The organism is Pseudoalteromonas sp. OF5H-5 (assembly GCF_021530695.1).
Taxonomy (GTDB): domain Bacteria; phylum Pseudomonadota; class Gammaproteobacteria; order Enterobacterales; family Alteromonadaceae; genus Pseudoalteromonas.
This window is the reverse complement of the sequence record NZ_JAKGBF010000024.1, coordinates 19,535-39,969: the sequence shown is the minus strand read 5'-3', so window position 1 is coordinate 39,969 and position 20,435 is coordinate 19,535. Positions and strand designations below refer to the sequence as shown.

Annotated in this window: 19 protein-coding genes; 9 read left to right on the top strand and 10 right to left on the bottom strand. The window is 43.9% G+C overall.

Going from position 1 to position 20,435, the window contains the following annotated elements; all coding sequences use genetic code 11:
• Positions 1 to 53 precede the first annotated feature (53 nt).
• Positions 54 to 2,120, bottom strand: coding sequence for a type II secretion system secretin GspD (gene gspD, locus L1271_RS22605; RefSeq protein ID WP_010604368.1), 2,067 nt, complete (start codon positions 2,118 to 2,120; stop codon positions 54 to 56).
• Positions 2,121 to 2,147: 27 nt separating this feature from the next.
• Positions 2,148 to 3,032, bottom strand: coding sequence for a type II secretion system protein GspC (gene gspC / locus L1271_RS22600; protein WP_010604367.1), 885 nt, complete (start codon positions 3,030 to 3,032; stop codon positions 2,148 to 2,150).
• Between the two features lie 276 nt (positions 3,033 to 3,308).
• Here gspC and hslR point away from each other — a divergent pair, with 276 nt between their 5' ends.
• The 4 genes from hslR (at position 3,309) to L1271_RS22580 (ending at position 6,733) form a co-directional block, all read left to right on the top strand.
• Positions 3,309 to 3,719 (top strand): ribosome-associated heat shock protein Hsp15, encoded by a 411-nt coding sequence (gene hslR / locus L1271_RS22595; RefSeq protein WP_010378496.1) that lies wholly within the window; start codon positions 3,309 to 3,311, stop codon positions 3,717 to 3,719.
• An 11-nt stretch (positions 3,720 to 3,730) separates the two neighbouring features.
• Positions 3,731 to 4,576: an Hsp33 family molecular chaperone HslO gene (hslO, locus tag L1271_RS22590; protein ID WP_010604366.1), complete on the top strand. Its 846-nt coding sequence runs from the start codon at positions 3,731 to 3,733 to the stop codon at positions 4,574 to 4,576.
• 263 nt (positions 4,577 to 4,839) lie between these two features.
• The gene (locus L1271_RS22585; RefSeq protein WP_235368856.1) at positions 4,840 to 6,378 is read left to right on the top strand and encodes a phosphoenolpyruvate carboxykinase; all 1,539 of its coding nucleotides are present in this window, start codon (positions 4,840 to 4,842) and stop codon (positions 6,376 to 6,378) included.
• 160 nt (positions 6,379 to 6,538) lie between these two features.
• Positions 6,539 to 6,733, top strand: a complete 195-nt coding sequence (locus tag L1271_RS22580) for a hypothetical protein (RefSeq protein ID WP_010604365.1) — start codon at positions 6,539 to 6,541, stop codon at positions 6,731 to 6,733.
• A 44-nt stretch (positions 6,734 to 6,777) separates the two neighbouring features.
• On the opposite strand, the gene L1271_RS22575 is transcribed toward L1271_RS22580, so the two are convergent.
• From L1271_RS22575 to ompR, 3 genes are read right to left on the bottom strand one after another with little or no spacing between them, the layout of a single operon-like run.
• On the bottom strand, positions 6,778 to 7,503 hold the full coding sequence (locus L1271_RS22575) for a hypothetical protein (RefSeq protein ID WP_233525187.1): 726 nt from the start codon (positions 7,501 to 7,503) through the stop codon (positions 6,778 to 6,780).
• Between the two features lie 24 nt (positions 7,504 to 7,527).
• Entirely contained in the window at positions 7,528 to 8,841 is a 1,314-nt protein-coding gene (envZ, locus tag L1271_RS22570) for a two-component system sensor histidine kinase EnvZ (protein WP_235368855.1), read from the bottom strand.
• 5 nt (positions 8,842 to 8,846) lie between these two features.
• Complete coding sequence (gene ompR / locus L1271_RS22565) at positions 8,847 to 9,566, bottom strand: osmolarity response regulator transcription factor OmpR (protein WP_010378483.1); 720 nt, start codon at positions 9,564 to 9,566, stop codon at positions 8,847 to 8,849.
• A 214-nt stretch (positions 9,567 to 9,780) separates the two neighbouring features.
• On the opposite strand from ompR, the gene greB reads away from it, so the two are divergent.
• On the top strand, positions 9,781 to 10,266 hold the full coding sequence (greB, locus tag L1271_RS22560; RefSeq protein WP_010378480.1) for a transcription elongation factor GreB: 486 nt from the start codon (positions 9,781 to 9,783) through the stop codon (positions 10,264 to 10,266).
• Positions 10,267 to 10,349: 83 nt separating this feature from the next.
• Positions 10,350 to 12,662, top strand: coding sequence for a Tex family protein (locus L1271_RS22555; RefSeq protein WP_235368854.1), 2,313 nt, complete (start codon positions 10,350 to 10,352; stop codon positions 12,660 to 12,662).
• Positions 12,663 to 12,777: 115 nt separating this feature from the next.
• Here the strand turns inward: L1271_RS22555 and L1271_RS22550 are convergent, their stop codons facing one another.
• From L1271_RS22550 to bioH, 3 genes are all read right to left on the bottom strand, one after another.
• Positions 12,778 to 13,662 carry a putative metalloprotease CJM1_0395 family protein gene (locus L1271_RS22550; protein ID WP_010604361.1) on the bottom strand — a complete coding sequence of 295 codons (885 nt, stop codon included), beginning with the start codon at positions 13,660 to 13,662 and terminating at the stop codon, positions 12,778 to 12,780.
• Complete coding sequence (locus L1271_RS22545; RefSeq protein WP_010378475.1) at positions 13,662 to 13,970, bottom strand: hypothetical protein; 309 nt, start codon at positions 13,968 to 13,970, stop codon at positions 13,662 to 13,664. Before L1271_RS22545 ends, L1271_RS22550 begins: the two co-directional genes overlap by 1 nt.
• 104 nt (positions 13,971 to 14,074) lie before the next feature.
• Positions 14,075 to 14,806 carry a pimeloyl-ACP methyl ester esterase BioH gene (bioH, locus tag L1271_RS22540; protein ID WP_045988268.1) on the bottom strand — a complete coding sequence of 244 codons (732 nt, stop codon included), beginning with the start codon at positions 14,804 to 14,806 and terminating at the stop codon, positions 14,075 to 14,077.
• A gap of 57 nt (positions 14,807 to 14,863) precedes the next feature.
• Between bioH and L1271_RS22535 the strand changes: the two genes are divergently transcribed.
• The gene (locus L1271_RS22535) at positions 14,864 to 15,535 is read left to right on the top strand and encodes a ComF family protein (protein ID WP_235368853.1); all 672 of its coding nucleotides are present in this window, start codon (positions 14,864 to 14,866) and stop codon (positions 15,533 to 15,535) included.
• Positions 15,536 to 15,620: 85 nt separating this feature from the next.
• Here the strand turns inward: L1271_RS22535 and L1271_RS22530 are convergent, their stop codons facing one another.
• Positions 15,621 to 18,143: a M14 metallopeptidase family protein gene (locus tag L1271_RS22530; RefSeq protein WP_235368852.1), complete on the bottom strand. Its 2,523-nt coding sequence runs from the start codon at positions 18,141 to 18,143 to the stop codon at positions 15,621 to 15,623.
• Between the two features lie 145 nt (positions 18,144 to 18,288).
• Between L1271_RS22530 and nfuA the strand changes: the two genes are divergently transcribed.
• Together nfuA and L1271_RS22520 are read left to right on the top strand one after the other, a co-directional pair.
• The gene (nfuA, locus tag L1271_RS22525) at positions 18,289 to 18,864 is read left to right on the top strand and encodes a Fe-S biogenesis protein NfuA (RefSeq protein WP_010378467.1); all 576 of its coding nucleotides are present in this window, start codon (positions 18,289 to 18,291) and stop codon (positions 18,862 to 18,864) included.
• Complete coding sequence (locus L1271_RS22520) at positions 18,864 to 19,142, top strand: hypothetical protein (protein ID WP_235368851.1); 279 nt, start codon at positions 18,864 to 18,866, stop codon at positions 19,140 to 19,142. Before nfuA ends, L1271_RS22520 begins: the two co-directional genes overlap by 1 nt.
• 31 nt (positions 19,143 to 19,173) lie before the next feature.
• Here L1271_RS22520 and L1271_RS22515 read toward each other — a convergent pair whose 3' ends face one another.
• Positions 19,174 to 20,421: an MATE family efflux transporter gene (locus L1271_RS22515; protein ID WP_235368850.1), complete on the bottom strand. Its 1,248-nt coding sequence runs from the start codon at positions 20,419 to 20,421 to the stop codon at positions 19,174 to 19,176.
• Positions 20,422 to 20,435 lie beyond the last annotated feature (14 nt).

The following is a 20,435-nucleotide window of genomic DNA, read 5'->3' as shown; positions in this document are numbered from 1 at the left end:
GCTGCGCTGCCATCTCTTCAGCTTCAGCTCCTAAATCCGGCGTGACTTTCTCATCAATCATTTTCACGCTCTTTTTTGTTTTGTTCTTTTAAGAACTCTTCATACGTAGGAGGCAGAGTAAGCTTATCATCCCACTTAGGTAAGATTGGCGTGTCTTCAAATGGCATTAGCTCAATGCCATCTTCTCTTTGTTTATGCTGCTCACCACGGATAAAGTTATATTTTGAATGGCTAATTTCATTCATACTGCGGCTATCACGTACAATAGTCGGACGAATGAATACTAATAGATTGCGTTTTTCCTTTTTAGTCCCTGTTGATCTAAATAGGTGACCTAATATTGGAATGTCACCCAATAGTGGTACTTTAGATACACTTTCTTGAACGGTTTCATCAATCAGACCACCTAAGATAACCATGCCGCCATCATCAGCAATAACCGTGGTATTGATAGCACGTTTAGCCACTCGAATATCCACCGACGTCGCACCTTTCACGCTTGATACTTCTTGTTCTATCGTCAGTTGAACCGCTGTGCCATCGTTAATCTGAGGGGTTACTTTTAATTTAATACCCACTTCTTGGCGGTCTACCGTTTGGAACGGGTTTGAATTATTGTCGTTCGCCGTTGAACCCGTAACAATTGGCACTTCTTCACCGACGATCATGGACGCTTCTTCGTTATCCATAGTCGTAACCGATGGCGTGGCAAGAATATTTGAGTTGGTATCAGTAGTTACCGCTTGAATGATTGCACCCCAATCATTCTTGACAATACCTGCGGCTAACCCATTAATACCGCCTAGAACTTTGGCAAGCCCAGTCAAATCGCCCTTAACAGTCTCATCATATTCCGTTGTTTTTCCAGATTCTGTACCTGTTATATTTTTAGTGACTGTTTTGTCACGTGCTTGCTCAGCAGCAACCGCTATGGATCCAATTGGTGCAGTTGTACCGTCATTAAACTGTAGCATACCGCCTTTTTCAGAGATCCATTGTAAGCCAAGGTTAATACCATCGGCTTCAGAAACCTCAACAACAATCGCTTCAACCAATACTTGGGCACGACGGATATCCAGTTTTTTAATAACTTGACTCAGTGAACGCATAGTGTCTGGCTGCGCCGTTATCACCAATGAGTTTGAGTCTTCATGCGCCTCAATGCTGGTTTCATTTTTGCTACTACTGCGAGTTCTTGCTTGCTGACCTGCGGCTTGCTCTTCTTCAATCGATTTACTCACGCCTTGAAGAACCTTAACCAGATCTTCAGCTTTTGCGTAATTCAGATAGAAGACCTGAGTATTGCCTTGGGATTGCAACTCGTCGTCTAAACGCTTTATAAGCTCAGCAGCTCGGCTACGCGCCTGTGACTCGCCGCTGACAATGACGCTATTAGTGCGGGTATCTGACACAATTTTCGGGATAAGGAAGTCTGGTACACCGCCTTTCCCTGAATCTTGAAAAATCTTTTCAACGACTTTAACAACATCTTCAGCAGTGGCATGCTTCAGCTTAACGATATCAACACGTTTATCACCTGCTTGGTCAACCGTTTTGATTATATCAACTAGGCGATTCACCGAGGACGCGTGGCCAGTTAGCATCATCACGTTTGCTGAATTTAGATTGGTTACGTGACCACCATCTTTTTGGTCACTGAACTGACGAATAAGTGGACCAAGCTCTTGCACGCTAACGTTCTTCACGCGAACAACGCGTGTTACCATTACGTCACCATTACCTAGCTCTTCACCAGATACCAAAGGTACATTTGACTTTTTACCATCAGAACTACGAACTACCTTAAGCACACCGCTATCCATTTCAATAACAGAATAACCATACACTTCCAGCACGTTTAAAAAGAACTGATAATAAAGCTTTTCATCCATCAACTCATAACTGCGAACATTGATATTACCGCGCACGTTAGGGTCTATGATGATAGTTTTATTCAGCTTATCACTAACGATATTAATGAATTCATTAATATCGGTACCTTTGAAGTTCGCGGCATATTCAACCGCAGAAACAGAAAGTGAAATACCAGCAGCAATCAAGAGCGTTGCATACTTAGCTAACCCTTTTTTGGTTTTTGTGAGGTGTAGCTTTTTACCCATTATTCTAAAACTCCAAAATTAGTAACTTTACAGGCTAAACTGCACATCCATCACTTGACCGTCTCGCTCAATCGTGATGTTCGCATCTGTGCTCGTTCTAAGTTCATTAATAGCTGACATAGCCTGTTTCATATCCGTGAGCTGAAACCCATTAATTGCGATTGCTAAATCATTCGCTTTAAGCCCCACCTGTTCGAACAATTCAGGATCCTTTCCAGGTGAGAGACGATAGCCAATAACTTCGCCGTTACGCTGTTCCGGAGCAATCTTAATATAATCAAATAATTTACCTGGATCGCTGAGCAATTCCTGGCGACGATTTGCTAGTTCATTTCGAGATGGGGTTGGTGAAGCTGTGCTGTTGACGATTTTCTTTGACTTTGTTGGCATCGCCACAGTGCGACTAAACTCTATACCATCTAACATCAGCGTTTCAAAACGCCCACTGACATCCAAAATCACACGATCAGGTAACACTCGGGCAAGCTTAGCGCGAGTGCCTGTGATTGGTGCATCAACTGAGTAGGTCTCCTGGCGACCCTGAGACTCGATAATAGCAAGACCCGCACCATCATCTTGGCTTACCGCTACGATACCGGTTAGCCTAACGTTAAGCGTTGTTTCTGGTGCATCAGAAACCACGGGCTGTGGTTTGGTATCAGGCTTAGCATTTGCCTCACCAAACAAATTTTGAGCGACAATTCCTTGGCTTGTGATACCGCTACTTGATTGACTATACAGTTGTGATGCTGGAAGCAAGGGTTGTGTTTGTGGCACTGGCCATAACAACCAAAATAATTGCGAAAAGAGAAACGCAACGTAAACAACCGACAGGACAACAATGATACGACTCAATTTTGCGTGAGGCAAACCAAGCCAAAACTTCTGAAGCTGTTGTAACTGTAATTCCATATAATACTTTTCTTATTTTCTTGAACGCCCCAGTGTACCGCCTCGAAATTTTTTCAACAAGCGTGCATTTGTTAAACTTTTAATTAAATAGGTACACCGTAGGCCAATTAACTGAATCTAAACTTAACCTTGGAACATAGACACACATATTAGTTCATTTTTTAGGTAAAGTGCGATTAACTCACAAGTTTAGTGCCTGTCATCTACTTTGTTTGCATAACGAAATATGCTAAATTTGTTAGGTTAAATTTCACACTAGCAAATAGTTAACGAATTGTGACAAAACTCCAACAGGAAAACAACCAATCTGAACAGAAAGTTCGTATTGATAAGTGGTTATGGGCTGCTCGCTTTTACAAAACACGAGCGCTTGCTCGCGATATGGTCCAAGGTGGCAAAGTACATTACAACGGTCAACGCTGTAAACCAAGTAAAACGGTTGAAGTCGGCGCGGTAGTGAAATTAGCCCAAGGATATGAAGAGAAAGAAGTAACCATACTCAAAATCATGGAAAAGCGACAAGCGGCTCCAATTGCTCAAACTCTTTATGAAGAGTCTGAAGCAAGCATTGAAAAACGAACGCAAAACGCGTTGGCGCGCCAAAACAATAGCTTGTTTGCGCCTCGTCCTGCCACTAAGCCGGACAAGAAACAACGCCGTGAATTACTTAAATTGAAATCAAACTAGGATTTTCATTGATGCAGACTGATTTACTTCATCGTTATATTTTTGACAAGCTAGACGTACGTGGTGAGCTTGTACAAATAGAACAGACTTTTACTGACATCATTAGCGGTCACAACTACCCAGAGCCTGTGCAACACCTATTAGGCGAGTTATTGGTTGCAACCAGTTTACTGACCGCTACGTTAAAATTTGAAGGTGACATTGCGGTTCAGCTCCAAGGTGATGGTCCAGTAAAATATGCGGTGATCAATGGTAATCACAAACAACAGATGCGTGGCGTGGCAAGGCTGCAATCTGAGGTTTTGGGATCATCTATACCTGAGCTCATGGGCAAAGGGTATATGGTTATCACCATTACACCGACAAAAGGCGAACGCTATCAAGGCATAGTTCCCCTTTCTAAAGAATCACTTGCCGAATGTTTAGAAGAATACTTCGAGCAATCTGAGCAATTGAAAACCCGTTTATGGTTCGCAACAAGCCTAGTCGGCGATAAAGTGAAAGCGGCAGGTCTGTTTTTACAAGTACTGCCCGTCAATAAAGAAAAGTCTGTTGCCGATTTCCAACATCTTGAAGCACTAAGCGACACGATTAAAGATGAAGAGCTACTAGATTTAGACGCCAATACCGTACTAACTAGACTGTATCACGAAGACAATCCTCAACTTTTTGAACCGCAAGCTATCTCGTTTGTATGTGGATGTAGCCGAGAAAAAACCGAGAATGCGCTGGCCAATGTCGGACTAGAAGCCTTGATGGAAGACTTGCAAAAACACGGCGAGGTCAATATTAGCTGTCATTACTGCTTGAAAAACTACGTTTTTAACGAGCAAGATATTAAATCGTTATTTAATTAAGTTGCGCTTTAGCCCTTAATTACAAAATGAAACCGCCATTTTTGGCGGTTTTTTTATGGCTATTGGGTGATACCGGTGTCATAAAACATACAAAAGTTATGACACCGGTATCATTGAAATTATTCAAGTTTTTTGACGTTTTTATGTAATTTTAAGCACTCTAAAGGCTCGAATATCTCAATTTCATCTGTTACTATAAATTTAGCTAAGGGCAAGAGTACCCCAGAGCTATCCCGTTCAACTCTCACTTTTTAGGTATAAACATGACTTCAAGCGCTACTCGTTTTGTCGATTTAACCGCAGCTGAACTTGTCGAACACGCTATCCGTCGTGGCGAGGGCACTTTAGCCGCAAATGGAGCTTTTGTTGCAAAAACTGGTCGTCGTACTGGACGTTCACCAAACGACCGTTTCATCGTAAAAGAATCAAGCACAGAAAATGACATCCAATGGGGTAACGTAAACCGCCCATTCGAAGGTGCTAAGTTTGATGCTTTATGGGCTCGCGTAGAAGCGCACGTTCTTGAAAATGACCACTTCGTCTCTCACTTAGAAGTCGGTGCGGATCCAGAGCACTATTTACCAGTCGTTGTAACGACTGAAACTGCTTGGCACCACATTTTCGCTAAAAACATGTTTATCGAACCTAACTCTTATAACAAAACTGATTTACCTGAATGGCAGGTGATGAACGTTCCTTCTTTTGTTTGTGATCCTGAGCGTGATGGTACAAACAGCGATGGTACCGTTATCATCAACTTTGCACAGCGCAAAGTGCTTATCGCAGGTATGCATTACGCCGGTGAAATGAAGAAGTCGATGTTCTCTGTACAGAACTTCTTACTACCAGCAAAAGGTGTGCTACCTATGCACTGTAGTGCAAACGTTGGCGAAGCTGGTGACACAACGTTATTCTTTGGTCTATCAGGAACAGGTAAAACTACGCTTTCTGCGGATCCTAAGCGTTTTCTTATCGGTGATGATGAGCACGGTTGGGCACCTGGTAGCGTATTCAACATTGAAGGCGGTTGTTATGCGAAATGTATCGACCTGTCACAAAAGAACGAGCCTGTTATTTGGGATGCAATCCGTTTTGGTACTATTTTAGAAAACGTCGTGCTAGATGAAACGCGTACTCCTGATTATACCGATTCAAGCTTAACGCAAAATACGCGTGCAGCTTACCCTCTTGAGCATGTTGAAAAGCGTAAAGTTGAAAACCGCGCGGGCGAGCCTCGTGCAGTTGTATTCTTAACTTGTGACGTGAGCGGCGTATTACCTCCAGTTTCAATCCTAAGCGAAGAAGCTGCGGCTTATCACTTCCTTAGTGGCTACACAGCGAAAGTAGGCTCAACTGAGATTGGTTCAACTTCTGATATCGAATCAACTTTCTCAACTTGTTTTGGTGCTCCTTTCTTCCCGCGTCCAGCAGGCGTGTACGCTGAGCTACTAATGAAACGCGTGCGTGAGTTTGGCGCTAAAGTTTACCTAGTAAACACAGGTTGGACTGGTGGTCCTTATGGCATTGGTAAGCGTTTTGACATTCCAACAACTCGCGCCGTGATTGATGCAATCGTAAACGATACATTAGAGGACGTTGAGACACAGCACATTGAGGCACTAAATTTAGATGTACCAGTGGCAGTGGAAGGTGTTGATAGCAAGCTACTTAATCCGGTAAATACATGGCAAGATCAGGCTAAGTATGCGGAATATGCAGCTAAACTTGCGGCTGACTTCAAAGAAAACTTCGCTAAATACGATGTTTCTGAAGCAATCAAAGCAGCAGGCCCTCGCGGCTAACCTAAGAAAGATTCCTTTATCAAAAGCGCCCCTTGTTTGGGCGTTTTTTTGTGCCTAATTTTTTACACATGAATATCTTTCAACAAACTTATTATTAACATCTAGGTACATACATGCTTATATATTGCTGATTATTTAAACAGCACGTATAAGGAAAACCATGAAATTACAATTAAAAAAGAAACAACTAAAATCGCTGCAAGCGAAAGATCTAAACAATCAGGCGACCAGAAAAATTGCTGCCGCGGGCGCGACTTTTGGCTCTAGAGTTGATTGTGGCAGTTGGCAAATTTGTGATACTCACGTTGCAATTTGTGAGTCAATGGGACTTTGTCGTTCAGTAGATATCTGCTAATAACGCGATAACCAAGTCCTTTAATAGGGCGAAAACTCGCCCTATTACGACGTACTCCAAAGCTTATTTAGCACCAACTTTTTAAAGGTTAATACAAATTGTTTCATTGTGATTGGAATGATAGCCACAAGCGCAATTCCCTTATCAAAGTCAGGATTAACACAACAGTAAAGTGCAATCTCAGTTTTGCTGCTTTCTCTAAAGCGTGTAATTTCAGCCTCGCTGTAATTGGTTTTGCGTCCAACAGCTTTCAAACACCTTAGGCCATTATAAGGGCTTACCAAGCCAACTGGATTGATGGTGTCATAGAGAATTGCTATCGCGCTATTTTGAGACAAGCTATTCGGATAAACTTCGGCGATATTTTTTGCCATGGCCCTGAACATGGCGGGACTGAGCATGGTATCTGCATATAACAGTTTTCTACGTGGGTTACGTATATAACGTTTTAATACCTCGATAAGAGAAAACCTAAAGGTACTGTTTTTCCCTCTAAAGTCAGGCAAAAAAGCAGCTGAAGCGCCAACAATGCAAACATCCTTGTTGCTATCATCAAAGGTCAATAAGCAATAGCCGACAATGTCACCGCCTGATAAAAACAACCGGAGTCTGCGCTTTGTGCTTTCGCCTTTTTCAAAGTACAAAGCAAAGTAATGCTCTACCTCGACATTGGAAAAGCTTGTCGCTATCACTCGCTTCAATTGGTTTAAATACTGTGTATCTAACACTCCCTTTTGATAGCTTAAATCCCTATGCTTTATTGTGCTCAACTTGCTCGCCTACCCTATTGAAAATCATGCTTCCTCAAGCTTTCCCCGATAAGCTGGCAAAGAAACCTCCGCGATCAGACCACCACCATCTCGATTTCGTAGTCTTACTTTACCGCCGTGTGTGGTCACGATACGTTTGATAATGGCAAGCCCTAAACCACTCCCCTCACTCCCTCTAGCCTGATCTCCCTGTTTAAATGGTTCGAATACAGACTCTAACTCTGACTCAGGGATACCTGGTCCTCTGTCCATTACTTTTACGATAACAGCACGGTGCTTGGGGCTGTATTCTGTCGTCACCTCAATATCTTGTTCAGAATAACGGATTGCATTTTCAATCATGTTAGTAAACACCCGCTTTAACGCGACGGCATTCATCATCACCGCAGGTAAGTATTCCTCTGCTTGCAAGTGAATTGGTCGCTGATGCTGCTGCTCTGCATGAACGACTTCTTCAATAACCGTGTTAACGTCATCAGCCGACATTTCTGCACCGTTGTGATGACGGAGATATTCGATGAATTGGTCAATAATCGCATTCATGTCTTCAATATCGTCGATTATTCCCTCGCGCAGGTAGTCTTCTTCATCCGACATCATTTCAGTTGCTAGACGAATTCGGGTTAAGGGTGTACGTAAATCGTGTGAAACACCAGCCATTAACAATCGCCTATCACTTTCTAGGTCTGCGATCCCCTTAGACATTTTATTAAACGCCCGAGTCACCTCTATGACTTCCGTGGACCCTTCTTCAACAAGCCGGGTTGAAAAGTCCCCGACCCCTACTCGACTAGCAGCAATTTGTAGTGATTTTAGCGGTTTGTTGAGATGCCTAGCAAAAAGCCACCCTCCTAACACACTTAAAAAACCAATACTGGAGAGGTAAAAAACTAAAAACTCCATTTTTGTTTCACTGAGTCCGCTAAGCGGTACTCTTACCCAATACCCTGGCGCTTGCGGTGCTTCGACCCAATAAACAACCGGATCTCCTTGGCTTATCCTGACTCGCGCAGAACCATTAAGTTGCTCCGACATACTACGAGACAGCAATGTATATTCTTTGGCCTGCCCCAGCCCATTTACATAGGCCTCTCTTTGTGTCATCACCTCAATGCCGGTTATCTCAAAAAATTTGCGAGATAGTGTATTGTCCACTTCAACACCATCTTCCCAATCAATGAAGACCGTTTTAACCTGCTTAGCGAGCATCAGATTCACTTGTTCAAAGGTTGGTTTGAAGACGTATAAGGTAACGGTAATGTAAGACACGACTTGATTTATCAATAGTAACGCGCCGACAAAGAAGACGGTTTGCCCGAATGCACTACGAGGTAACATGCTGGCTACTTCACGCCGTCAGGCACAAATACGTACCCAAGACCCCACACCGTTTGTATATAGCGAGGATTAGAGGCGTCATCTTCAATCATACGACGTAAGCGCGAAACCTGAACGTCAATGCTACGCTCAAGTGCGCTATAATCACGCCCTCTAGCAAGGTTCATTAACTTATCTCGACTAAGCGGCTCGCGAGGGTGACTCACCAGTGCTTTAAGTACCGCAAACTCACCTGAGGTAAGTGAAATTGTCGCTTCTCCATGTTGCATCTCTCGCGTCGCTAAATTAAGGGTAAAGTTACCAAAGCTCACTTCATTTTCTTCTGCCGCAGGCGCACCTGGTACTTCTTTGGCACGACGACGAAGAATGGCTTTTATTCGCGCCAGCAGTTCTCTTGGGTTGAATGGTTTTGGAATGTAATCATCCGCGCCAAGCTCAAGGCCAATAATACGGTCAACTTCGTCACCTTTCGCCGTCAACATAACAATTGGGATCTCATTCTCTTTTTGTCTTAAACGACGACAGATGGAAAGGCCATCTTCTCCAGGAAGCATCAAATCTAACACCATTAAGTGAAAGTTTTCGCGTTCAAGTAGTCTATCCATTTGTTCAGAATTGGCTGCGCTGCGGACGATAAATCCCTGCTCAACGAGATAACGCTCTAAAAGACTGCGTAAACGCATATCGTCATCAACTACGAGCACTTTGGTGGTTTCATTTCCCATTTATATTTCTTCTATTTATTAATTTACTAAAGCTTGCTGATCTGCGACATTTCGTGCACAAATCATCATCCTGTTCATTTAACGCTCATGGCGATAATGGACCATGATATTATTATGCTTAAATATAATTGAATTTGGTGCTTTTCGACACCATACATTGATACTAGATTGTTACCGAACATTACAAGGGTTTAACCCAAAATACCTGAGAAACATGAAAACGAATTTGATCACGCCCGAAGGATACCGCCAACTGCAGCAAGAACATGATCATCTGTGGTTTGAAAAGCGCCCAGAGATCACCAAAATTGTGAATTGGGCAGCGAGTTTAGGCGATCGCTCCGAAAATGCCGACTACACCTTCAATAAACGTTTATTAAGGCAAATAGATAGACGGGTGCGCTTTTTACGAAAGCGTATGCCCGAACTAAAAGTCGTGGAATACAGTCCCGAACAAGAAGGTAAAGTATTTTTTGGCGCTTGGGTAGAAGTAGAAAGCGAAGAAGGCGAGGTTCGTGCATTTCGGATTGTTGGACCTGATGAAATATACGAACGCAATGACTACATCTCCATCGATGCGCCAATGGCAAGGGCCTTACTAAGCAAACAAGTCGATGATGAAATTACGGTCACCACACCGCACGGCCGAAGACTTTGGTATATCAACCAAATCGAATATCGCAGAAACACCGAACAATGATAACATTGAGCTAAATTTTGTTTGCCCAAGATGAGTATTATCTAGGCAACACAGACCGATTAAGAAGAGTATAAGGATTTTGCATGAGCAATATCACACAACGTTTAGCAACTGAGCTTAACGCCAGAGAACAGCAAGTTAATGCTGCTATTAGTTTGCTAGACGAAGGGGCAACCGTTCCATTTATTGCACGTTACCGTAAAGAGGTAACGGGTGGCTTAGATGACACTCAACTGCGTTTGCTTGAGCAAAGGTTAGGTTACTTACGAGAGCTTGATGAACGTCGCGAGTTTATTTTAAAAACCATCGATGAACAGGGTAAACTCACTGCTGAGTTAAGTGCAGAAATACAAGCCGCTGACAGCAAAACCGTACTCGAAGATTTATATCTCCCATACAAACCAAAGCGCAGAACAAAAGGCCAAATCGCAATAGAAGCAGGTTTGGAACCCTTAGCTGACGCTTTATTTGCAGATCCAACGTTAGACCCAGAACAACAAGCGACTCCTTTCATTGATGAGAACAAAGGCGTTGCAGACAGCAAAGCAGCTTTAGATGGCGCTAAATTCATTCTCATGGAGCGTTTTGCAGAAGACGCTAAACTACTTGCTAAGCTCCGAGCACACCTTAAAGACAACGCGCAAATCGAAGCAAGAGTCATCGCAGGTAAAGAAGAAGCAGGAAGCAAATACCGTGACTACTTTGAACATAATGAGCTACTAAATAAAATTCCATCACACCGTGCGCTGGCGATGCTAAGAGCACGTAACGAAGGCTTTTTGCAGTTATCTATCAACCCGGAACCAAGTGCAGAAGACGCCGCTCAATTTTGTGCACAGATCATTGCCGATCATTACCGCCTAGCCGTCTCTGGTAAAGCTGCCAGTGATTGGTTGATGGGTGTAGTCCAGTGGGCATGGAAGATTAAAATCGCCCTGCACTTGGAAAACGAATTCTTAGGGTCAATGCGTGAAAAGTCAGAGCTAGATGCTATCGAAGTTTTTGCGAAAAACCTAAAAGATCTGCTGATGGCTGCGCCTGCTGGTGCAAAAGTGACAATGGGTATTGATCCGGGATTACGTACTGGGTGTAAAGTCGCCATTGTCGATGCCACAGGTAAACTGATTGCAACGAGTACTATCCACCCTCATGCCCCTCAAAACCAGTGGGATAAGTCGCTGAAGACACTAGAGCAAATGTGCCGCCAATACAAAGTTGAGCTTATTGCTATCGGTAACGGGACTGCGTCTCGCGAAACCGACAAACTGGCCGCAGAACTGCTAAAAAGCGCTACCGAATTAAAGCTCAACAAAATCATGGTGAGTGAAGCTGGCGCATCGGTGTACTCAGCCTCTGAATTTGCCGCAAACGAATTTCCAGATCTTGATGTATCTCTACGTGGCGCAGTTTCCATTGCAAGAAGATTACAAGATCCGTTAGCAGAGCTTGTAAAAATCGAACCAAAATCAATCGGTGTTGGCCAATATCAGCATGATGTTTCTCAAAGCCAGTTAGGGCAAACGCTAACTGCTGTGGTCGAAGACTGCGTAAACTCAGTAGGTGTCGATGTGAACACGGCATCGATACCATTATTAACGCGCGTCTCGGGTTTGAATAAAACATTAGCCAGCAATATCGTAAAATACCGCGACGATAATGGCTCTTTCACGGATCGCAAAGCGCTTAAAAAAGTTGAGCGATTAGGACCTAAAGCATTTGAACAAGCAGCTGGTTTCTTACGTATCGCCAATGGCGACGATCCACTGGATGCATCAGCAGTGCATCCTGAAGCTTACCCTGTTGTCAAAGCGATTTGTAAAAAACAAAATCTAGAAGTGAATACCCTTATCGGTAATCGCGAAGTCTTGAATGGCCTTGTGGCAAATGACTATGTAGATGATAAGTTTGGGGTACCAACGGTCACTGATATTATCAAAGAATTAGATAAGCCAGGCCGAGATCCTCGCCCAGAATTTAAAACGGCGCAGTTTAAAGCTGGTGTTGAGACAATCACAGATCTTAAAGTCGGTATGATTTTAGAAGGTGTGGTCTCTAATGTTGCCAATTTTGGGGCTTTTGTGGATGTAGGTGTACATCAAGATGGACTTGTTCACATTTCAGCACTCACGGATAAGTTTATTTCCGATCCACGTGAAGTCGTTAAAGCGGGAGATATCGTTAAGGTCAAAGTGATTGAGGTTGATGTGCCTCGTAAACGCATTAGCTTTACCATGCGCTTAAACGATGAAATATCTCAAGCTCCAGCGCAAAAACAAAACGCTAAGCCGCACAAAGGAAAACCGGTGCCTAAGTCTTCTAAGCCAAAGTCACGAGATGCAGGTAACGCCGCGATGGGTAATGCGTTTGCTGAAGCCTTCGCAAAGCTGAAGAAGTAATCTCAACAGAACAGTGAACAAAGAAAAGCGCGGCCTTGGTCGCGCTTTTCGTTTGTCGGGGTTTTAACTCGTTTTCACTGCAATGACCCGCGGAGGAGAAGGCCAATACCTACGGTTAAATTTGCACTGATAGCGATGCGGGTTGGTTAGGCATCGCTACATGTTGATAAAAATTTGAGATCCTGAGCGATCTTGCTTGGATTTCAGGGTCAGCTTCAATTGGCATCGCAACAGCGTAAGGATCTGCATCCTGCTTAAGCTTAGCTTGCTCCTCTTCACTCTCTGCTTTTGCCTGCTCACCACTCAAGCGGCGAGTTTGAATGTTTTGTACCCGCTTGCTATCACTTTGCTCTTCACCACTGATAGAAGCTTTTGCCAACTCAGCCTGCGCCGCCGAGAGTTTTTGAGTCGCATCTGCTGCGATGGCTCTGTCAGCGCCAGATGGTTCTGCTGGTGCTAACGCTGCCGCTCTCACCGTTTGCATTTTTTCAATCGTGCCCTGCGGGTCACCTTCAAGCGGCGCAACGTCGATCATCACCTCACCGCCAATAGCGTAGTTATTGCCATCAGGACCGCGCTGATATTCATAACTCGGTGATCCGGCATATTGCCCGCCTACTCTGGCATGAGCCTGCTCATGTAATCTTACTTCTCTATCTCGAGATTTTAATTCTTGAACGACCTGCTCATCTTGCTCTGTTTGTTGCTGCTCTTGTTCATTCTTTTCTTTTTCTTGGCCTTCGCCTTTTTCACCTTGCTCTTTGCCTTGAATGGTTTTGCTTTGCTCTGTTTTACCATCAGAACCGTAAACTTTTGCATCGTCTACGTTAGAAGAGCGGCCTTTTTCAGAATCGGAAAGGTTGCGGTTTTCGGTAAATGAGGGATTAGTTGGTGCAGGTTTTGGGATCGCTTCACGCAGCTGGTTATCGCGTACAACCGTTTCGGTGTACACGTTGGCAGTGTTTAAATTCATCGCCGGTGGTGGCGTTACTATGTTCATTACACTTTAATATCAATCAACGTACCTAGCACTTCATCTGCAGTGCGAATAGTTTGCACATTGGCTTTCGCGTTAAACTCTTCAACTTTTAAGGCTACCACTGATTCGGTCAAGCTTGGGGTTTCGCTCACAGGAGCTGTCACAGCTTCACCGGCACTGGCACCTTGCAACTGCCGCCCAGATGCACGTTCAGAATCGCTTTGTTGATCGATGGCAGCGCGGTTAATATCAGCACTTGCTTGGGCAATCCCCTGAGCTGCGCGGTTATAACCGTCGATTCCATTATTTAACACATCACCTATTGGCATATTCGCACCTAGATAAACCTTTTCTTACTGACTAATTATTGCGCAAAATATCAACAAAGAAAAGTAAAAGCGGCAATTTTTTGCCGCTTTATTATTCCAAATATCTAAATAATTGATTTAAGGAGTGATAAAAAGGCTTCTTTATGAGAGATAAAAGGCGCATGAGAGGCTTTTGCAAGCGTATGAGCCTTAAAATTTGGATTGAGTACCTGCATTTTCTCTACAGCCGCTTGTGGCACAAGAGAGTCTAAACGGCCGAATATGCCTATTGTGGGGAGTTGCAGCCGTGAAAATTCATCACGTAAGTCCTGCAATTTCAATATCTCCAGTCCACCAGCTAGTGCTTTCGCCTCCGCTTCCGGCAGTGTGCCTAGTAGCGCTTTGAGTTGTTTTATGTCTTCTCTGGCATGTTCACTGCCCATCGCTTGAATAGCTAAAAACCTTTCTATCGTTTTTGCGCTATTGGTTTGCAGTTGAGTCTCAAAGTTGTTTAGCACCTTAGGGGCTATTCCGGGCCAATCAGCTTGCTCACAAAAAAATGGCGTTGAAGCGACCAAAATAACCTTGCTAACTCTGTCTGGAAAATGAGCAGCTAAATACAATGCAAATAAGCCCCCCAAAGACCAGCCTATCAACACGCTTTGTGGCATCAGCTGCTCAGCAATAAGTAAAGCGTTACGCTCAAGAGAATAATCGCCCTCGGCGCTTGGTGTGCCACCAAATCCAGGAAGATTGACCGCTTTAATTACTGTTGTAGGTGCTAAAGCTTCCTCGCATAACTGCCACACCGCTTTGTTCATCCCCCAACCATGGAGCAGCACAACTTCATTTTGCATTTATCTGTTCTCTATACCAAACTTGACGCCATGATAGCTAACCCGGGATGGAAAGCAATGATCCAACTTAATCGGTTATTACCTAAAAAGTGGTGTCAGCCTTGTGTATGTTGTGAACAACGCACAACAGAAACCTTGCTTTGTCCACACTGCTTACACGCCTGCTTAGACTTTATGGATCAAGAGATTAATCTACTTAATTACCCCAATATTCAACGCATGGTTAGCCTTGAAGACTGCGATGGGTTAACCGTGGCGAGTTGGTACCGTACGCCTATAAACACATGGTTGCAAGGAGTAAAGTTTAACCACAGCAAAGCGTATCAATGTGCCTTAAATCTGCTGGCTCAAACACTATGGCAGCGCTTCGGTGAAGAAAATGGCTTCCCTGTAGACCTTGTTTGTTGTTTGCCACTACACCGAAGACGGTTAATCCGACGAGGTTACAATCAAGTTGAGCAAATTTGGCAAGGGCTACCACTCACCCAGACAATACTGAAAAGAACAAAGCACACCAAGCCGCAATCTGAGCTGACCAAGGCTAAACGAAAACGTAACTTAAACAATGCCTTTGTGCTCAGCCAACCTGTTGAAGGAAAAAATATCGTATTACTTGAGGATGTGATCACAACGGGCGCGACCATGAATGCAGCGGCAAAAGTGTGTAAACAAAACGGGGCAAAAATGGTGTGGGCGATGGCTATCAGCCTCACACCATTCGACGCTTAAAAGCGTATTATTTGCTTGATATCACGACAATAGATATCAATCAAATCGCTAGAAATCTCGCTGCACAGATAAGCTGTTCTGGACCTTATATGCCGTGCGCAAAGAACAACGCGTTATTTAGCAGTCGGCTAGAACCGAACCAAAAGCCACGAAATACCGGATTGTCAGTCATTCCTACAGCCACTCCACGTCCAGACTTTGACGCAATCAAGACAGAAGAACCTGCGATCTGTTCAACGTTAATATTATCAGCATACCCTGCCAATAAAGGCTTTTTAGTATACGTCAACGACTCGATAAATGGTTTATTATTACGATGCATCACCCAAGTGCTATTTTTAAAGACAGGTAATTCCTGGTTCTCAAAGCCAAAAGACAAAGGATGGCTTAAATCCAAACGCGCATCAAAAATTGCGCCGGCAATCCGCTGTTTTGCCGAAAGGCTATCTTGATCTGCAAAGGTGAGATTTTTGCTGTCAAACTGGGCTCGCATTTCTTTGCTTGAAACCATTTCAGCGTCTAGTAGCTGCTGTTCGATTAGCCACTGCGCACCACGCTTTTGCCCCCAAATCACACCGCCTTTAGCAACCCAACTCAAGAGCTTAGCTTTGCTCTTGTCACTTAAATCTCCATATTTACCATCAGCCAATAAAATGTGGGTATAGCGCGTAAGATCGAGTTTCTCGATATGCTGCTTTTCCACAATCGACGGGGCAAGTTTTAAATGCCTATCCAAATGATACCAAAGCTCACCCGCTTCATATTGACTTACACCCGCACCACCTATGATGAGCACTTCTGGCTTTTGCAGCTGCAGCATCTGTCTTGAACCAAAATCGACGCCACTTTGGGTAAGGCCTGTAGTCACACTATATACTGGAAGTGAAAGCTCTCTGGCGATTGTTTCAAGCTGAGTAAACCAGTCCGCTTGCTGCTGAATACCACTTGCAATCACCAATGTCCCGACCTGAAAGTCATGAGAGCCTGAGGTGGTTGACGCTGAAAATGGTGACATTGCAGCTGCTACTTTCACTCCAGCCTGTAAGAGTCGATTTGCTAATTGTGGCGCCAGGTAATGATGCCACTCTATGGTGTAGGCATAACTTCCTGCAACGGGAGCCAATAGATTTGAGTCAGTGCTCGATTCACCTTGAAGCTTTAAACCCCAGCCACTTTTTACTGCGGCAAAATCTAAATCATAAGCATACGGCATCGTCCAACCTGAAACATCGTAGAACGTGTTGTCCTTAAAATGCGTCTGTGTGCTAAATAGTGCTTTTATCAAGCGATATTGCGGCTGGGCCAGTGGAATGTATAAATCCCCTTGCTGATATTCGGTGTTATCAACTTCTTTGGCTTTTGAGAGGTATTTCACCTCTATCTGATGCTGCTTCAATAAATCCACAAACGCTTGAAAACGGTAGTTATCTTTGCCGCGAGCAACAACGTAACCGTTGATTTCATCTTTACTCGCAAGCTCGTTCACTTGTTGATAAAACTGCTGCTGATAATCAAGTAAAGCGCGTCGATGCGTCGTGCTGGCTTGAAATGTCGAGAGACTCGTCGTGACCTGATTTTTAATCGTTTCAGGAAAACTCAACACGCCATACTGAGTTTCTTGTGCATGCCCTCTACTACTCGCTTGTTCGAATAAAATGCCAACCGCACCATTTACGTCAGGGTACGTAGAACCTTTACCATAATAAAAGTCATCAAAACTCTCTTGAGTAAAATATAACTCCCCTTGCGCATCAAGAGCTTTGGCATGAAACTTACCAATCTCGTTGGTTAGCGCTACGTTTTGTAATGGGGTAATTGGGTGAGTCCTTGATGGGATCCCTGGTTGGAAAAAATACGTACTATTTGGTCCCATTTCATGAAAATCGGTCAGTACGTTAGGTTTCCAACGATGGAACGCTTTGATCCGTGCTTTTGATTCAGGATGCTGTAGTAGTAACCAATCACGATTGAGGTCAAACCAATAATGGTTAGTGCGACTAGAAGGCCAAGACTCATTATGCTCACGATGTGCAGGATCGGTTGATAGAGACATGCTCTTATTGGCATTTGCCCATGTAGCAAAACGTGATAAGCCATCAGGGTTCAAGGCTGGGTCTAACAATATCACCGCATTATCAAGGAGCTGCGTAACAGACTCGCCCTGCGCCGCGGCTAAATAATATGCCATGAGTACCGCGGCATTGCTTCCTGAAGACTCATTACCGTGCACGCTATAGCCCATCCACATCACAACAGGCTGGTCTGAACGGTTTTGGCTACTGCTCAATGAAGCAATATGATCTTGCTGAATACGTGCCAAGTTTTGTTGGTTTTGTGGCGAGCTCGCTTTTAGGAGTAACAAAGGACGTCGCTCATGGCTAAACCCGATTGTTTCGACACTCAACCTTGGGCTTTCACTTGCAAGGGTATGTAGATAATTAACGATTTGATCGTGGCGCAAATGCCACTGCCCAACTTCATATCCAAATGCTTGTTTTGGCGTAGTTATTGTGGGATCAAATTTTACTTCATCGCCAAAATAATAGGCAATGGGCTTGGCCTGCAAGCTAAAGCTCAACAGCACGATAATACAGCTTATTAACCGCATGATAATGTCCTTTAATTCCGATTACTTTTCAAGCTAACAAGCACACCGCCGATTGCCAAATTTTTACGCCGAACACTAGCGACAACACGACGAGGAGAGTATGATACGTATTAACCGAGTAATTTAGTCAAGTATAGAGCGAATTATGATCCATATTTCAGATTCTGCCCAAAGCCATTTCGCGAAACTATTAGCCGATCAGGCTGAAGGCACCAATATTAGGGTTTTCGTGGTTAATCCAGGCACCTCTCAAGCTGAGTGTGGCGTGTCATATTGCCCAGCAGATGCCGTTGAACAAAGCGATATCCGCTTACCGTTTAATGGTTTTGAAGCCATCGTTGATGAAGAAAGTGCACCATTTTTAGAAGAAGCCGATATCGATTTCGTTACCGATAAAATGGGGAGTCAGTTAACGCTTAAGGCACCAAATGCCAAAGCTAAACGATTACGTGACGATGCGAGCCTAGCTGAACGCGTAGAGCACATGCTTGTGACAGAAGTAAATCCACAGTTGGCCAATCATGGTGGTCAAGTTAGCCTAGTAGAAATTACCGCAGATGGTATTGCAGTACTTCAATTCGGCGGTGGTTGTAACGGCTGCTCAATGATTGATGTCACATTGAAAGAGGGCATCGAAAAAGAGATGATCGCTAAGTTTGAAGAAATCAATGGCGTACGTGACATCACAGAGCACGCGCGTGGCGAACACTCTTACTATTAATGAGCAAAACCCTCATTTATCGCTTAGGGTCTCACCCTAAGCGAAGCCTCAAATTTTTCCTTTTTGGCCTTGTTATTGTGTTACTCGCGGGTGCTTTAATCGCACTGGGTTATTATCAAGATCATCGCTTTCAAATCGCAGGTTTAGTGCTTTTATTTCCTGGTTTGTGCTGTGCCTTTTACGGTTATATTGGTATTTTTTCTAATCGCTTTTCTCAAGTGATAGAAGCCAGAGAAAAACGCCGCCAAGCCCTAAAAGATAACGACCCATTTGCTTAACGCAGCTCCATTATTCGAGTAAAGCAGCTTCTCAAGAGAGCCGATGATATTTATATGCCAAAGTCAATCCACGCAACCCCATAAAACAACTCATCGCAAGCCAGAGCGCATGATTACCGAGTGGCAATGCAATCAAAAACGGCAAGAAGAAACCGAATACCGCAGAAACTAACATGCTGTTTCGCATTTCTTTAGCACGAGTAAGCCCCACAAAGATACCGTCAAATAAAAAGCAACTCATGGCAATCAAAGGTAATAGCACCAACCAAGGTAAGTAAGTACCTGCTAACGTTATCACTTCGGGGATATTGGTTAATAAGCTAATGATCCAGCCACCAGCTAGATAAAAAATAGCGCTGTATAAAAGCGCAAATGCAGCCCCCCAAAACAGGCTTACTTTTACCCATAATTGCAATTGCCCCAACGAGCCTTGTCCTTTTGCTCTGCCGACCTTAGCCTCCGCAGCATAAGCAATACCGTCCATCGCAAAGCTGACTAACATCAAAAAATTCAGTAAGACAGCGTTGGCCGCTAGTGTGATCTCACCAAGCCTTGCGCCATAGAAAGTCATGAAACTAAAGCAGAGTTGTAAGATTAAGGAACGAATAAAAATATCACGATTCAAGGTGAGTAAACTGAACCACTGTGCGCGCTTTGGTAGAGTGAATTTCAACGTAATACCGTGACGCTTTGCGACCAATGCGCTCAAAAACAAGGATAAGCCTAATGCCGAATAGTCTGCAATCAGTGAAGCCCAAGCTGCGCCTGCTACTCCCCACTCAAATCCGACAACAAATAAAATGTCCAAAGCTATATTCACTATGTTTGTGAACAACACCAGATAGAATGGCCCTCGCCCGTAATGCATCCCAAGCATAAAGCCCAGCAGCACAAGGTTTAACATTGCTGCAGGCGCACTAAATACACGGATTTGAAAATATAATTTTGCTTGCTCAAATACTTCACTAGAAGCATTTGAAAGCTGAGCAATAACTTGGATCAGCAGAGGAGATAACACAATCAAACTCATGGCGAAGAGCAGCGCAATGAGCATACTGGTATATAGTGAACGTGTTAGCTTGTCATGGTCCTGCTGGCCGCTTGATTGAGCGATCACCCCTGTTGTACTCATTCGCAAAAAACTTGCAAGCCAAAATAGTACCGAAATAGCGCTAGAGCCAAGCGCAATCCCAGCCAAAAAATGCGCATCTCCCATATGACCAATCACCGCTGTATCGACTAATCCTAACAGTGGCACCGTAATATTTGATAGTATCATCGGACCTGCAAGTA